Genomic DNA, 14,444 nt, shown 5'->3' with positions numbered 1-14,444 from the left:
TCTGAAAGTACGCAGACCCCCTCTCCCTTTGGGAGAGGGGGCTTACCCTTCTAGCACCTTGTTAAGCGCCTGCTCCAAGGTGGCGACGGTGCGCTCGACATTGCCCAGCTTGTCCAGGCCGAACAGGCCGAGGCGGAAGGTCTGGAAGTCCGCCGGCTCGTCGCACTGCAGCGGCACACCCGCGGCGATCTGCAGGCCCAGCGCGGCGAACTTGCTGCCGTTCTTGATCTGCGCGTCGTCGGTGTAGCAGACCACCACGCCCGGCGCCTCGAAACCCTCGGCGGCGACGCTCTTGAAGCCCTTGCTCGCCAACATGGCGCGCACGCGCTGGCCCAGCTCGCGCTGCTGCTCGCAGACCTTGGCGAAGCCCTTGGCCTCGGCCTCCTTCATCGCATCGCGAAAACGCGCCAGGGCATCGCTGGGCATGGTCGCGTGGTAGGCGTGGCCACCCTGTTCGTAGGCCTGCATGATCTGCAACCACTTCTTCAGGTCACAGGCGAAGCTGCTGCTCTGGGTCGCCTCGACGCGCGCCTGCGCGGCTTCGCTGAGCATCACCAGGGCGCAGCACGGCGAGGCGCTCCAGCCTTTCTGCGGCGCACTGATCAGCACATCGATGCCACAGGCCTGCATATCCACCCAGAGGGTGCCGGAGGCGATGCAGTCGAGCACGAACAGACCACCCACCGCGTGCACGGCATCGGCCACGGCGCGCAGGTAGTCGTCCGGCAGGATCATCCCCGAGGAGGTTTCCACATGCGGGGCGAACACCACCTGCGGCTTCTCGGCGGCGATGGTCGCCAGCACCTCGTCCAGCGGTGCCGGGGCATAGGCAGCCTGGGCCTCTGCGCTCACCGGGCGGGCCTTGAGCACGGTGGAGGCTGCGGGGATCTGGCCCATCTCGAAAATCTGCGTCCAGCGGTAGCTGAACCAGCCGTTGCGGATCACCAGGGTCTTCTGCCCGGTGGCCAGCTGGCGCGCCACCGCCTCCATGCCGAAGGTGCCGCTACCCGGCACCACGGCCACCGCGTGGGCGTTGTAGACCTGCTTGAGGGTGCTGGAAATATCCCGCATCACGCCCTGGAAGGACTGCGACATGTGGTTGAGGGAACGGTCGGTGTAGACCACCGAATACTCGATCAGACCATCGGGATCGACACTGGGATAGAGGCCGGACATAACACACGCTCTTGACTGGATGGAGCCCCAGACCCTGCCCTAAGCCCGCGCAGATGACAAGGCTGGCAGACTGAGCCTCGGGTAGAATGCCGTATTCCCGCCGCTCAGCACTGCCCCGCCATGACCGATTCCAGCACTCGCCCATCCCCCCTTGTCGCCATTATCGGCGGCGGCCCCGCCGGGCTGATGGCCGCCGAAGTGCTGGCCGCCGGCGGCGTGCGGGTAGAGCTGTTCGACGCCATGCCCTCGGTCGGGCGCAAGTTCCTCCTGGCCGGGGTCGGCGGGATGAACATCACCCATTCCGAGGCCAAGGCGCCGTTTCTCGCCCGCTACCGCGAACGCGAAGGCGAGATCGCCAAGCTGCTGACGGACTTCGATGCCGACGCACTGCGCGAGTGGATTCACGGCCTGGGCATCGACACCTTTGTCGGCACGTCAGGAAGAGTGTTCCCAACCGATATGAAGGCCGCACCGCTGCTGCGCGCCTGGCTCAAGCGCCTGCGCGAGGCGGGCGTGGTCATCCACACCCGCAGCCGCTGGCTGGGCTGGGACGAGAGCGGCGCGCTGCGCATCGCCACGCCAGACGGCGAACGCCTACTGCAGGCCGGTGCCTGCGTGCTGGCCCTGGGCGGCGGCAGCTGGGCGCGGCTCGGCTCGGATGGCACCTGGGTGCCACTGCTGGAGCAGCGCGGGGTCGAAATCTCGCCACTACGCCCGGCCAACAGCGGCTTCGAAGTGGCCGGCTGGAGCGAGCACCTGCGCGGCAAGTTCGCCGGCGCACCGCTGAAGAACCTGACCCTGGCGCTGGATGGTGAGCCGCCGCGACGTGGCGAATTCGTGCTCACCGAGCACGGCATCGAAGGCAGCCTGGTCTACGCGCTGTCCGCCGGCATTCGCCACTGCATCGAGCAGCACGGCCGCGCCCTTGTGCGCCTGGATCTGCAGCCGGATCGCAGCCTCGAGAAAGTAGAGGCACTGCTGAGCAAGCCACGCGGCTCGGCCTCGATGGCCAAGCACCTGCACCGCCAGCTCGGCCTGGACGGCGCCAAGGCCGCGCTGCTGCGCGAGCGGACCCGTGCCGAAGACTTGACCGACATGGCCCGCCTGGCCCGCGCGATCAAGGCCCTGCCCATCGAACTGCTGCGCACCCGCCCGCTGGACGAAGCCATCTCCAGCGCCGGTGGCGTGCCGTTTGAAGCGCTGGACGAACAGCTGATGCTACGCGCCGTTCCCGGCACCTTCTGCGCCGGCGAAATGCTCGACTGGGAAGCCCCCACCGGCGGCTACCTGCTCACCGCCTGCTTCGCCAGCGGTCGGGCAGCGGGGCTGGGCGCGCTAGAGTGGCTGCACCAGCGCCGCCCGTGACTCCTGTCACAGCCTCACGCCCGTCTGATAAAGTCCTCGGCGAGCCTCAGGGATGCAGAAAGCATGGATAAGAAGTCGCTCTCCGAACGAGACATCTGCAGCAAGTACATCGCCCCGGCGATCCAGCGTGCCGGTTGGGACATGCACAAGCAGGTGCTGGAAGAGTTCGGATTTACCGCCGGGCGCATCATGGTGCGGGGCAAACTGCACAGTCGCGGTGAGCGCAAGCGTGCCGACTACATCCTCAGCTACCAGAAGAACCTGCCCATCGCCGTGATCGAGGCGAAGGACAACAAACACTCCGTCGGCTCAGGTATGCAGCAGGCACTGGGTTATGCCGAGGCGCTGGATGTGCCCTTCGTGTTTTCCAGCAACGGCGATGGCTTCCTGTTCCACGACCGCACCGCCACTGGTGCGCAGGTAGAAACCGAGCTCAGCCTCGATCAATTCCCCAGCCCGGACGAACTCTGGCAGCGCTATTGCCAGTGGAAGGGCCTGGACGACCAAGCCCAGAAGCGGATCGAAGCCCCTTACTACGACGACGGCTCCGGGCGCATGCCGCGCTACTACCAGATGAATGCCATCAACCGCACGGTCGAGGCTGTCGCGCGCGGTCAGGATCGCGTGCTGCTAGTGATGGCCACCGGCACCGGCAAAACCTACACGGCCTTCCAGATCATCTGGCGTCTGTGGAAGTCGAAGCAGAAGAAACGCATCCTCTTCCTCGCCGACCGCAACATCCTCGTCGACCAGACCAAGAACAACGACTTCAAGCCCTTCGGCTCGGCGATGACCAAGATCGCCAAGCGCCAGATCGACACCTCCTACGAGATCTACCTGTCGCTCTACCAGGCCGTAACCGGCGCCGAAGAAGAGAAGAACATCTACAAGCAGTTTTCTCCGGACTTCTTCGACCTGATAGTGATCGACGAATGCCATCGTGGCAGCGCCGCCGAAGACTCCGCCTGGCGCGAAATCCTCGACTACTTCAGCAACGCCACCCATGTCGGCCTCACCGCCACCCCGAAGGAAACCAAGGAGGTTTCCAGCATCACCTACTTCGGTGAGCCGGTGTACAGCTACACCCTCAAGCAAGGTATCGAGGACGGCTTCCTCGCTCCCTACAAGGTGGTGCGCATCGACTTCGACAAAGACCTGCAAGGCTGGCGCCCGCCCAAGGGCATGCGCGACAAGAACGGCGAGCTGATCGAAGACCGCATCTACAACCTCAAGGACATGGACCGCAATCTGGTCATCGAAGCGCGCACCCAGCTGGTGGCGCAGAAGGTCAGCGAGTTTCTCAAGGCCACCGATCCGTTCCAGAAGACCATCGTCTTCTGTGACGACATCAACCACGCCGAGCGCATGCGCCAGGCCCTGGTCAACCTCAACCCTAAGCGCATCGCCGAGAACCGCAAGTATGTCATGCGCATCACCGGCGATGACCAGGAAGGCAAGGCCGAGCTGGACAACTTCATCGACCCGGAAGCGCGCTACCCGGTCATCGCCACCACCAGCAAGCTGATGACCACTGGCGTCGATGCCCAGACCTGCAAGCTGGTGGTGCTCGACCAGCACATCAAGTCGATGACCGAGTTCAAGCAGATCATCGGTCGCGGCACTCGTATCAACGAGGACTACGGCAAGTTCTGGTTCACCATCATGGATTTCAAGAAAGCCACCGAACTGTTCGCCGACCCGGCGTTCGATGGCGAGCCCGTGGTGATCTACGAGCCGGGCTCTGGCGAGCCCCCTGTACCTCCCGATGAGCCTGAAGGTGGCAGCACTGGGCAACCAGGCAGTGGCGAAGAGGGCCCCACCACCACCGCAGGACCTGGCGAAGGTGGCGTCGGAAAGCCACGCATTAAGTATGTTGTCGCCGGAGTGCCGGTCTACGTCATCGCCGAGCGCGTGCAGTACTACGGGCCGGACGGCAAGCTCATCACCGAATCCCTGCGCGACTACACCCGCGCCTGTGTGAAGAAGCAGTTCGCCTCGCTGGATGACTTCCTCCGTCGCTGGAGCGATGCCGAGCAGAAGAAGGCCATCATCGACGAAATGGCCGCCCAGGGCGTGATGTGGGAAGCCCTGGCCGAAGAGGTCGAAGCCAAGCGCGGCCAGCCCCTCGACCCCTTCGACCTGGTCTGCCATGTCGCCTTCGACCAGCCGCCGCTCACCCGCAAGGAACGCGCCGAACAGGTGAAGAAACGCAACTACTTCGCCAAGTATTCCGGCGCTGCCCGCCAGGTGTTGGAAGCGCTGCTCGATAAATATGCCGACACCGGCATCGAGAGCATCGAGGACATGCAGATTCTCAAGATCGACCCCTTCAGCCAGATCGGCGCGCCCCTCGAACTGGTCAAGGCATTCGGCGGCAAGCCCGGCTACCAGCAAGCCATTCATGAACTGGAAGACCAGCTCTACGGCACAAGCGCCTGATCGACGAGCGTTGACAGCCGGCTGGCCGGCCCACCAGACTGTCCTCTGTCCATAGACAGTGGACGGAGAAGACATTTCATGATGAAAGGCCAAGACATCCTGCTGCTACTCAAGCTCGCCAGCCTGGAAAATCAGCAGCACGCTGCCGAACAGGCGGCGGAGCACTTCTCCATGCGCGCGCTGGAGCAGTCCACCGGCATCAGCAAATCCGAGGTCAGCAATGCCCTCAACCGCTGCATTGCGGCCGGGTTGGCCAAGCTGGAGCGCGATAGCGGCATCCCGCGCCCCAACACTCGTGCCCTCAACGAATTTCTCGGCCACGGCCTGAAGTACGTCTTCCCGGTTCGGCCGGGGCCCATCGTGCGCGGCCTGGCCACCGCCCATGCCGCACCGGTGCTGGCCGGCAAGCTGTTGTCCGGTGGCGAGCATATTCCGGTCTGGGAAGATGCCCATGGCAGCGATATGGGCCAGGCGGTCGAGCCGCTGTTCAAGAGCGTGCCCAACGCAGCACGCCAGGACGAAAGCCTCTACGCCATGCTCGCCCTGGTCGACGCCATCCGCCTGGGCAACGAGCGCGAGGCCAGCCTGGCCAGAGAGCTGCTGGAGCAACAGTTAAGAGGCGAAGCCAATGGCCGCTGAATGGCGCATCCAGGAGCAGATGCTGCAAACCGTGGCCGACGCCCTGGGGCCGGAGCTGCTGCGCCAGGTCGCCTTCGTTGGTGGCTGCACCACCGCACTGTTGATTACCGATGCCTTCGCCCGCGAAGCGGTGCGCTTTACCGAGGATGTCGACGTGATCGTCCATGTGCTCGGCTACGGCAAATGGCAGCGCCTGCTCGACGAACTACGCGAACGTGGCTTTAGGGAATCCCCGGAAGACGATGTCATCTGCCGTATGCGCCTGCCAAATGCCCTGACCGGACGCGACCTCATTGTTGACTTCATGCCCGACGACGAGGACATCCTCAACTTCACCAACCGCTGGTACCGCGACGCCCTGCAGACCGCCGCAGATCATGCCCTGCCCTCCGGCACCCTAATCCGCGTCGTCACCCCCGGCTACTTCCTCGCCACCAAGCTGGAGGCCTATCGCGGCAGAGGCCATAACGACCCGCTGGCCAGCCGCGATATCGAAGACATCCTCGCCGTGGTGGACGGTCGCGACAGCCTGCAGGATGAACTGGCTCAGGCCGAACCCAACCTGCGCCAGTACATCGCCCAGGCCATCACTGCACTGCTCGCACACCGCGACTTCGCCTACGCCGTGCAATCCGCCGCCCGCCAGCAGCAGGCGCGGGAAGAACTCATTTTTCAGCGCCTGGAGGCCCTCGCCGTGCCTCCGGCCCAGCCGTAACGGAAACCACCATGTCCATCAGCTCAACCATCAAATCCATCCAGGACATCATGCGCAAGGACGTCGGCGTCGACGGCGACGCCCAGCGCATCGGCCAGCTCGTGTGGATGCTGTTCCTCAAGATCTTCGATGACCGCGAACAGGAATGGGAGCTGATGGACGACGCCTACCGCTCGCCGCTGCCCGCGAGTTGCCGCTGGCGCACCTGGGCCGCCGACCCGGAAGGCATCACCGGTGACGAGCTGAAGCACTTCATCGACAACAACCTGTTCCCGCAGCTGCAGAACCTCCACGAATACAGCACCACACCAGCCGCCTACGTGGTGCGTGGCGTATTCGAGGATGCCTACAACTACATGAAGTCCGGCCAGCTCATCCGCCAGGTGATCAACAAGATCCAGGAGGGCGTGGACTTCAACAAGGCGCAGGAGCGGCATGCCTTCGGCGACATGTACGAGCAGCTGCTGCGCGACCTGCAGAACGCCGGCAACGCCGGCGAGTTCTACACCCCGCGCCCGGTCACCGAGTTCATGGTGCGCATGGTCGACCCCAAGCTGCACGAGAAGGTGATGGACCCGGCCTGTGGTACAGGCGGCTTCCTCACTTGCAGCATCGAACACAAGCGCAGCCGCTACGTGAAAACCGCCGAGGACGAACGCGCCCTGCAGGCCAGCATCTTCGGCGTGGAGAAAAAGCCACTGCCGCACCTGCTGGCCACCACCAACATGATCCTGCACGGCATCGAGGTGCCCAGCCAGATCAAGCACGACAACACCCTGAGCCGTCCGCTGATCAGCTGGGGGCCAAGCGAGCGGGTCGACTGCATCGTCGCCAACCCGCCGTTCGGTGGCATGGAAGAAGACGGCATCGAAACCAACTTCCCCGCCGCCTTCCGCACCCGCGAAACCGCCGATCTGTTCCTGGTGCTGATCATGCACCTGCTGAAAGACGGTGGCCGCGCCGCCGTGGTGCTGCCGGACGGCTTCCTGTTCGGCGAAGGCATCAAGAGCCGTATCAAGGAAAAGCTGCTGACCGAGTGCAACCTGCACACCATCGCTCGCCTGCCCAACGGCGTGTTCAATCCCTACACCGGCATCAAGACCAACCTGCTGTTCTTCACCAAGGGCACGCCAACCAAAGAGGTGTGGTTCTACGAGCACCAGTACCCGGCCGGCTACAAGAGCTACTCCAAGACCAAGCCCATGCGCATCGAGGAGTTCGCGGTCGAGGAAGCCTGGTGGGGCTGCGAGGCCGATGGCTTTGCCGCGCGGGTGGAGAATGAGTTTGCCTGGAAGGTCAGCGTCGAGGAGCTGCAGGCGCGCAACTGGAACCTGGACTGCAAGAACCCGCATGTGGGCGAGCAGATCAGCCATGACCCGGACAAGCTGCTGCGTAACTACGCCGCCCTGCAAGGCGAAATCAGCGATCTGCGCGACCAGCTCAAGGCGGTGCTGGCCGAAGCTCTGGAGCGCCAGGTATGACGGCGTTGCTGACCGACAACCTTCCGCTGCTGGCGGGTGCGCCTAATGGCATCAAAAAGCTGCGCGAGCTGATTCTGGAACTGGCGGTACGCGGCAAGTTGGTACCACAAGATCCCAGAGATGAGCCGGCCAGTGAGTTGCTCAAGCGCATTGCCGAGGAAAAGGCGCGCTTGGTGGCTGAGGGCCAAATCAAAAAGCAAAAACCGCTGACGGCGATAGCTGAAGAAGACCAACCCTTTGAGTTACCTGCAGGATGGGAATGGGCCAGTACAGCGACGCTGGCATTGCTTATTACTGACGGAACACACCATACCCCCACGTATATAAGCTCAGGCGTCCCGTTCATTTCTGTGAAAGACATTGATGGGACAACTATTTCTTTTGATAACTGCAAATACATTTCACAAGAAGAGCACATAGCAATAAATGCACGCTGCAACCCTGAACGGGGAGACATTTTGCTATGCAGGATTGGCACGCTTGGACGGCCAACCATTGTGGATACGGAGGTTCCCTTCAGCTTATTCGTGAGCGTTGGTCTATTGAAACTGCCGAAGAAAACGGAGCTTTCCCGGTATTTTCACTGCGTGCTATCAAGTCCCTTGATGTACCGTCAGTATGACCAGATTAAGGCTGGAGGTAGCCATACAAATAAGCTGAATCTGGGTGATATACCCCGCCTGCTTGTTCCGGTTCCGCCCCTCGCCGAACAACACCGCATCATCGCCAAAGTCGATGAGCTGATGGCCCTGTGTGACCGGCTGGAAGCCCAGCAGGCCGATGCCGACAGCGCCCACGCCCAACTGGTGCAGGCGCTGCTGGACAGCCTGACCCAGGCCCGCGACGCCGGGGACTTTGCGCAAAGCTGGCAGCGCCTGTCCGAACACTTCCACACCCTGTTCACCACCGAATCCAGCATCGACGCCCTCAAGCAAACCCTGCTGCAACTGGCGGTGATGGGCAAACTGGTGCCGCAAAATCCCAGTGATGAGCCGGCCAGTGAGCTGCTGAAGCGGATTGCCGAGGAAAAGGCGACTTTGATTGCAGAAGGCAAAATCAGAAAGCAGAAGCAGCTTGCAGAGATCACTGAGGAAGAGAAGCTGTTTGAGCTAGCAACGGGGTGGGAGTGGAGCCGTTTGGGTGAGCAGGTGATTGAAAGTGGTGCTGGTTGGAGTCCTAGTTGCGAACCGAGGCCACGGGAAGGAAACGACTGGGGGGTTCTGAAAGTCAGTGCCGTTTCATGGGGTGTTTACCGCCCCGAGGAAAACAAGGCGCTTCCAGTGAGCTTGGAAGCCCGACCCGAGCATGAGGTTGCAGAAGGCGATTTCCTAGTTTCCCGCGCCAACACTGCGGAGCTCGTAGCACGTAGTGTCGTGGTGGATTCGACACCGAGCCGTTTGATGCTAAGTGACAAGATCGTAAGGCTGAGGCTGACAAAACTTTGTGATGCCCATTATTTAAACTTAGTAAACAGTGCCACACATGCTCGCCAGTACTATGCCCGGGTAGCAGGAGGCACTAGCAGCTCCATGAAGAACGTTTCGCGCGAGCAGATTCTTAGCTTACCAATTGCTGTACCTCCGCTCCCGGAACAGCACCGCATCGTCGCCAAGGTCGATCAACTAGTGATCCTCTGCGACCAACTCAAAGCCCGCCTTACCCAGGCCCGTCAGGTGCATGAGCAACTGGCCAATGCCCTGGTCGAGCAGGCCGTGGCCTAAGCAATAGGAGTGCAGGGATGCCCATTCGCACGCAAATCTGGACAGTCGGCGCGCAGCCGGCGCCGCTGAAAAACGCCGTGCTCGCCAGCGAACAGTTTCTGGAGGACATGATCGTCAGCGCTCCGGCGCTGCTCTCCGAGGACTGGCTGCTGATTGGCCGCCAGGAAAGCACTGGGCAGGGTGGGCGCATTGACCTGCTGGCGCTGGCGCCGGATGCCTCGCTGGTGCTGATCGAGCTCAAGCGCGAGCGCACCCCGCGCGAGGTGGTGGCGCAGGCGCTGGACTATGCGGTGTGGGTCGAGCGCTTGCAGGCCAACGATATCGAAGCCATCTACCAGCGCTTCAAGCCCGGCGCCGACCTGGCAGCGGACTTCCAGGCGCGCTTCGGCGCGCCGCTGGAGGCCGAGGCACTGAACCAGAGCCATCAGATCGTCATCGTCGCCGCCGAGCTGGATGCCAGCAGCGAGCGCATCGTCGGCTACCTGAGCGAGCGCGATATCGCCATCAACGTGCTGTGCTTTCAGGTGTTCCAGTTGGGCGATCAGCAACTGATCAGCCGCGCCTGGCTGCTCGACCCCAGCGAGGCGCCGCAAGCCAGCAGCGCGAGCAAACCCGGCATGCCGGCCGAGCCCTGGAATGGCGAGTTCTATTGCTCCTTTGGCGACGCCGAACATCGCAATTGGGCCGAGGCGCGCCATTACGGTTTCGTCTGCGGCGGTGGCGGTAGCTGGTACAGCAATAGCCTGAAAATGCTCGCCCCTGGCGACCGCATCTGGGTCAATGTGCCCGGTGCCGGTTATGTGGGCGTGGCCAAGGTCACCGGCCACGCCACACCGGCCGCCGAATTCAGCCTGCTGCACAACGGCGAGGAGCGCCCTGCCCTGGACGTGCTCGATGCAGCCCTTTATCACCGAGAGCAGATCGACGACCCCGAGCGCTGCGAATACTTCGTGCCGGTGCAATGGCTGCACAGCCTGCCGCTGAGCGAAGCGGTGAAGGAGGTCGGCCTGTTCGGCAACCAGAACACCATCTGCCGCCCGACCACGCCCAAGTGGCGCTGGACGGTGGAGCGGCTCAAGAAACGCTTCGGTATCGCTGGCTAGTACTCTCCGCTTTTTCCGCCGTAGCCCGGATGCAATCCGGGGAGCATGCAACTCCGGCCCCGGATTGCATCCGGGCTACGGACTGCGAGCAAGGGAAAGAGCTGGCGCGCCCCGCGCGGGTGAGGCGCTCAGGGGCAACAACTGGTTCGAGTGGCCGGCAACACCCTCATCCCCAGCCCTTCTCCCGGCAGGAGAAGGGAGACAAACGCCGGACGCCTGGGCCGTTCAGGCCAGACCGCTCACCCCACCGCCGGCAGCGGCTCGTTCAGCGGGGTCACCGTCACCCGTACATCCGGGTCGTGGCTGCCGCCGCCGAGGATCACGCCGCGTAGTGGCGAGACGTCGGCGAAGTCGCGGCCCCAGCCCAGGCTGATGTGTTCCAGCGCCGGCAGCAGGTTGTTGGTCGGGTCGAAGTCCACCCAGCCCTGGCGCGGGCAGTGCACCGAGACCCAGGCATGCGAGGCGTCGGCGCCAATCAGGCGGGGCTGGCCGGGCGGTGGCTGGGTCAGCAGGTAGCCGCTGACATAGCGCGCCGCCACGCCGCGCGAACGCAGGCAGGCGAGCATCAGGTGGGCGAAGTCCTGGCACACGCCGCGGCGCTCCTCCAGCACCTGCAGCAACGGGGTTGCCACCTGGGTGGCGGCGGCGTCGAAGGTGAACTCGCGGAAGATCTTCTGCATCAGCGCCTGCACCGCCAGCAGCAGCGGCCGACCGGGCGTGAAGCAGTCGGCGGCGTAGCTGGCGAACGCGCGCTTGAGATGCACGTAGGGCGACTGGAAGCGATAGCGCATGGCTTCCAGTAATTCGTCGGGCACCGCCTGGCCGCTGTAGCTGAGGGCGGCGACGACCTCCTCCCAGGGCGGCGAGTCTTCCAGCTGCAGGCCTTCGCGGGCCAGCACCTCGACGCGCAGGCTGGCGATCACCCGCAATTGCTCGTGGGGGCGCTCGAAGGCCAGGCGCGTCAGGGGGTTGCCGAACACGTCCAGGCCATCGAGACGCTGACAGGGGTGCGGGGTGACGGTCAGGTGGCGGTCCAGGCAGCGCTGCCAGAGGTAGTCGCGCGGCCACAGGTGGGCCAGCTGCTGGGCCAGGGAAACCGGTGCCGAGTAGCGATAGTGGGTGTCATGCAGAACCTGATAGGCGCGAGAGCGGGTCATCGACGGCTTTCCGCGGGCAGTGGGGCCGGATTGTGCCCGGAACCTGGGGGCTGGAAGCAAGCCGTCTCGCGGTCGGACCGCCGAAGGATACGAGGCAAGCTCATGTCGACTGCGTCCTCTGGCTGGCGTCCACGTGCACGAAGAAGCGCAGGGCCAGGCGATCGGAGACATCGCCGGAGGCCGCGGATATCTGCTGCAGCAGGTCGGCCAGGCCACCCAGCACCGCGCGCATGCCGGAGGGGCCGAACAGGGTGCCCTCCAGGCTGGCCAGGCGGAAACCGGCCAGGCGCTGCGCCAGCTCTTGCAGACGCGGGTCGCTGGCGAAATCGAAGCTCTCGTCCAGGCGCTCCAGCGAGCGCTGCAGCTGGCGCAGCTGGAAGATCACCGCATGCGGGTTCTGCTCGTCGAGCAGGAGCAGGTCGAGCACCGGGATCAGCTGGGCGCTGGCCAGGTAGCGGGTGCGGTAAGTGATGCTGCTGTTGCCCAGCTCCAGCAGCCATTCCAGCGCCGACTGGTCCTGCACCGCACGGCTGCGCAGGAAGCCGGCCAGGCTGTCGCAGAGGAACTGCAGGCGTTCGATGCAGCGACCGATCACCAGGAAGCGCCAGCCATCGTCACGGGTCATGTCATCCAGGGCGAAACCGGACAGCGCCGCCAGCGACATCAGCAGGCGGTTGAGAAAATCCAGCAGCTCGCCGAAATCGGCGTCCTGACCATCCAGCTCCTGGGCCTCGCGCTGCAGCTCCAGCAGGGCCTGCCAGTTGGCCTGGGACAGCTTGCCGCGCACGCTGCCGGCCGACCACTGCAGGCTCTGCAGGCAGGCGCGCAGGCTGGCCGGCCACTCGGCGCCGAGGGTGGCGTCGAACAGACGTTGCTCCAGGCTGCCCGCGCCGGAACCCGGTAGCAGGCCGAGGCTTTCGGCCAGGGTCAGGACCGCCTGCATGGCCTGCGGGTCATCGTCGTCATCGACGTAGCGGCTCAGCATGATGCGCAGCAGGCGGGCGTTGTCCTCGCAGCGTTCGGCGTAGCGGCCGAACCAGAACAGGTTTTCCACCACTCGCGATGGCAGATAGGGGTCGCTGCGCACCAGGTCGGCAACGCCCAGCGGGCGCAGCCACTGCCAGGGGTCACCGCCGGGGTGACGCTCGCCGAGCACCCAGGTGTCCTTGCTCGCCCCGCCGCGCTGCATCGACACCACCTCGGCGTCGGCGTCGGCGGCCACTCGGGTCAGGCCGCCCGGCAGCACGCGGTAGCCGTCGGCGCTGGCCACGGCGAACACGCGCATGCCGATGGCGCGCGGTGCCAGGCCGCCCTCTTCCGGCAGCCACACCGGTGCCTGCGACAGCCGGGCACGCGCTTGCGCGACATAGGCGTAGGGGCGCGCCTGGATGCGCTCGGCCAACTGCTCACGCTGGGCCTCGTCCAGGTCGCGACCGAACTGGGCGACAAAGCTCTGTGAGGGAAAGGCCGGGCGCACCAGCAGCTCGTCGAGCTTGTCCAGCGCCTCTTCCAGCACCGGCGGCTCACCGCACCACCAGCTGGCGATGGAGGGCAGCAGCAGTTCTTCGCCCAGCAGCTTCTCGGCAATGGCCGGCAGGAAGCCGGGCAGCCCCGGCGACTCCAGCACGCCGCTGCCCAGCGCATTGGCCACCAGCACATTGCCCTGGCGCACCGCCTCCAGCAGGCCGGGCACGCCGAGGGCCGAGTCGGTGCGCAGTTCCAGCGGATCGCAGAAGTCGTCATCCAGGCGGCGCAGCACCGCATGCACGCGGCGCAGGCCGGCCAGGGTCTTGAGGTAGAGCTTGGCGTCGCGCACGGTCAGGTCGCTGCCCTCGACCAGCGGGTAGCCGAGCTGGCGCGCCAGGTACAGGTGCTCGAAGTAGCTTTCGTTGAAGCGCCCCGGGGTGAGCAGCACCACCAGCGGCGTCTCGCCGGTGGTCGGTGCCTGGCGCGCGAGGGTGTCCTGCAGGGTGCGGAAGAAGCCGGCCAGGTACTGCACGCGCAGGTCGCGGTACAGCTCGGGGAAGGCGCGCGAGAGGATCTGCCGGTTCTCCAGCGCATAGCCGGCACCGGAAGGCGCCTGGGTACGGTCGGCGGTGACCCACCAGCGGCCGTCCGGCGCACGGGCCAGGTCCACCGCGTACAGGTGCAGGAAGGTGCCGCCGGGCGGCTGGATGCCCTGGCAGGGCCAGAGGAAGTTGTCGTGACCGAACACCAGCTCGGCCGGCAGCAGGCCCTCGGCCAGCAACTGCTGCGGGCCGTACAGGTCGGCCAGCACGGCATTCAGCAAACCGGCACGCTGGGCCACGCCGGCGGCGATCTGCTGCCACTCCTCGGCGGGGATCAGATTCGGCAGCAGGTCCAGCTCCCAGGGGCGGTCGGCGCCATCCGGGTCGGCGTAGACGTTGTAGGTCACGCCGTTTTCCTGGATCTGCCGCGCCAGCAGGGCCTGGCGCTGCTGCAGGTGCGCCGGGCTGCTGCGCTGCAACTGGTCGAGCAGGCGCCGCCAGTGCGGGCGCACCCGACCATCGGCGTCGAGCAGTTCGTGGTAGGCCGCGTCGGCGCGCGGGTAGTCGGCAAGCAGGTCGGGCATGAAAATCTCGGCAGTGGCAGCGCTACCCCTCTCCCCAGGGAGAGGGTCGGGGTGA

10 protein-coding genes are annotated in these 14,444 nt (G+C 64.8%); 7 read left to right on the top strand and 3 right to left on the bottom strand.

Features of this window, described 5'->3' with window-relative positions; translation table 11 throughout:
* Nucleotides 1–42: 42 nt before the first annotated feature.
* Entirely contained in the window at nucleotides 43–1,176 is a 1,134-nt protein-coding gene (locus AYB31_RS13000; protein WP_068829115.1) for an aminotransferase class V-fold PLP-dependent enzyme, read from the bottom strand.
* Between the two features lie 120 nt (nucleotides 1,177–1,296).
* Between AYB31_RS13000 and AYB31_RS12995 the strand changes: the two genes are divergently transcribed.
* The 7 genes from AYB31_RS12995 to AYB31_RS12965 all read left to right on the top strand — a co-directional run bounded on the left by AYB31_RS12995 (nucleotide 1,297) and on the right by AYB31_RS12965 (nucleotide 10,639).
* Complete coding sequence (locus tag AYB31_RS12995; protein WP_068829114.1) at nucleotides 1,297–2,541, top strand: TIGR03862 family flavoprotein; 1,245 nt, start codon at nucleotides 1,297–1,299, stop codon at nucleotides 2,539–2,541.
* A gap of 63 nt (nucleotides 2,542–2,604) precedes the next feature.
* Nucleotides 2,605–4,980: an EcoAI/FtnUII family type I restriction enzme subunit R gene (gene hsdR, locus AYB31_RS12990; protein WP_068829113.1), complete on the top strand. Its 2,376-nt coding sequence runs from the start codon at nucleotides 2,605–2,607 to the stop codon at nucleotides 4,978–4,980.
* Between the two features lie 78 nt (nucleotides 4,981–5,058).
* Nucleotides 5,059–5,619, top strand: a complete 561-nt coding sequence (locus AYB31_RS12985) for a MarR family transcriptional regulator (protein ID WP_330220003.1) — start codon at nucleotides 5,059–5,061, stop codon at nucleotides 5,617–5,619.
* Entirely contained in the window at nucleotides 5,609–6,334 is a 726-nt protein-coding gene (locus AYB31_RS12980; protein WP_068829112.1) for a nucleotidyl transferase AbiEii/AbiGii toxin family protein, read from the top strand. The genes AYB31_RS12985 and AYB31_RS12980 overlap by 11 nt, the downstream gene beginning before the upstream one ends.
* An 11-nt stretch (nucleotides 6,335–6,345) precedes the next feature.
* Nucleotides 6,346–7,815 (top strand): type I restriction-modification system subunit M, encoded by a 1,470-nt coding sequence (locus AYB31_RS12975; protein ID WP_068829111.1) that lies wholly within the window; start codon nucleotides 6,346–6,348, stop codon nucleotides 7,813–7,815.
* Entirely contained in the window at nucleotides 7,812–9,536 is a 1,725-nt protein-coding gene (locus AYB31_RS12970) for a restriction endonuclease subunit S (protein WP_068829110.1), read from the top strand. The genes AYB31_RS12975 and AYB31_RS12970 overlap by 4 nt, the downstream gene beginning before the upstream one ends.
* A gap of 17 nt (nucleotides 9,537–9,553) precedes the next feature.
* Complete coding sequence (locus tag AYB31_RS12965; protein ID WP_068829109.1) at nucleotides 9,554–10,639, top strand: endonuclease NucS domain-containing protein; 1,086 nt, start codon at nucleotides 9,554–9,556, stop codon at nucleotides 10,637–10,639.
* A 239-nt stretch (nucleotides 10,640–10,878) separates the two neighbouring features.
* Here the strand turns inward: AYB31_RS12965 and AYB31_RS12960 are convergent, their stop codons facing one another.
* Both AYB31_RS12960 and AYB31_RS12955 read right to left on the bottom strand, forming a co-directional pair.
* Nucleotides 10,879–11,796, bottom strand: a complete 918-nt coding sequence (locus tag AYB31_RS12960; protein WP_068829108.1) for a transglutaminase family protein — start codon at nucleotides 11,794–11,796, stop codon at nucleotides 10,879–10,881.
* A gap of 100 nt (nucleotides 11,797–11,896) precedes the next feature.
* Complete coding sequence (locus AYB31_RS12955; protein ID WP_068829107.1) at nucleotides 11,897–14,389, bottom strand: circularly permuted type 2 ATP-grasp protein; 2,493 nt, start codon at nucleotides 14,387–14,389, stop codon at nucleotides 11,897–11,899.
* Nucleotides 14,390–14,444: the final 55 nt, after the last annotated feature.

The organism is Pseudomonas sp. BMS12 (assembly GCF_001592875.1).
Classification (GTDB): domain Bacteria; phylum Pseudomonadota; class Gammaproteobacteria; order Pseudomonadales; family Pseudomonadaceae; genus Aquipseudomonas.
This window is presented reverse-complemented; position numbering and strand designations above follow the sequence as displayed.

What these genes read in the sequence shown, in the direction of transcription:
- AYB31_RS13000 (WP_068829115.1), bottom strand. Translation starts at nt 1,176, where the DNA reads ATGTCCGGCCTCTATCCCAGTGTCGATCCCGATGGTCTGATCGAGTAT.
- AYB31_RS12995 (WP_068829114.1), top strand. Translation starts at nt 1,297, where the DNA reads ATGACCGATTCCAGCACTCGCCCATCCCCCCTTGTCGCCATTATCGGC.
- hsdR (WP_068829113.1), top strand. Translation starts at nt 2,605, where the DNA reads ATGGATAAGAAGTCGCTCTCCGAACGAGACATCTGCAGCAAGTACATC.
- AYB31_RS12985 (WP_330220003.1), top strand. Translation starts at nt 5,059, where the DNA reads ATGATGAAAGGCCAAGACATCCTGCTGCTACTCAAGCTCGCCAGCCTG.
- AYB31_RS12980 (WP_068829112.1), top strand. Translation starts at nt 5,609, where the DNA reads ATGGCCGCTGAATGGCGCATCCAGGAGCAGATGCTGCAAACCGTGGCC.
- AYB31_RS12975 (WP_068829111.1), top strand. Translation starts at nt 6,346, where the DNA reads ATGTCCATCAGCTCAACCATCAAATCCATCCAGGACATCATGCGCAAG.
- AYB31_RS12970 (WP_068829110.1), top strand. Translation starts at nt 7,812, where the DNA reads ATGACGGCGTTGCTGACCGACAACCTTCCGCTGCTGGCGGGTGCGCCT.
- AYB31_RS12965 (WP_068829109.1), top strand. Translation starts at nt 9,554, where the DNA reads ATGCCCATTCGCACGCAAATCTGGACAGTCGGCGCGCAGCCGGCGCCG.
- AYB31_RS12960 (WP_068829108.1), bottom strand. Translation starts at nt 11,796, where the DNA reads ATGACCCGCTCTCGCGCCTATCAGGTTCTGCATGACACCCACTATCGC.
- AYB31_RS12955 (WP_068829107.1), bottom strand. Translation starts at nt 14,389, where the DNA reads ATGCCCGACCTGCTTGCCGACTACCCGCGCGCCGACGCGGCCTACCAC.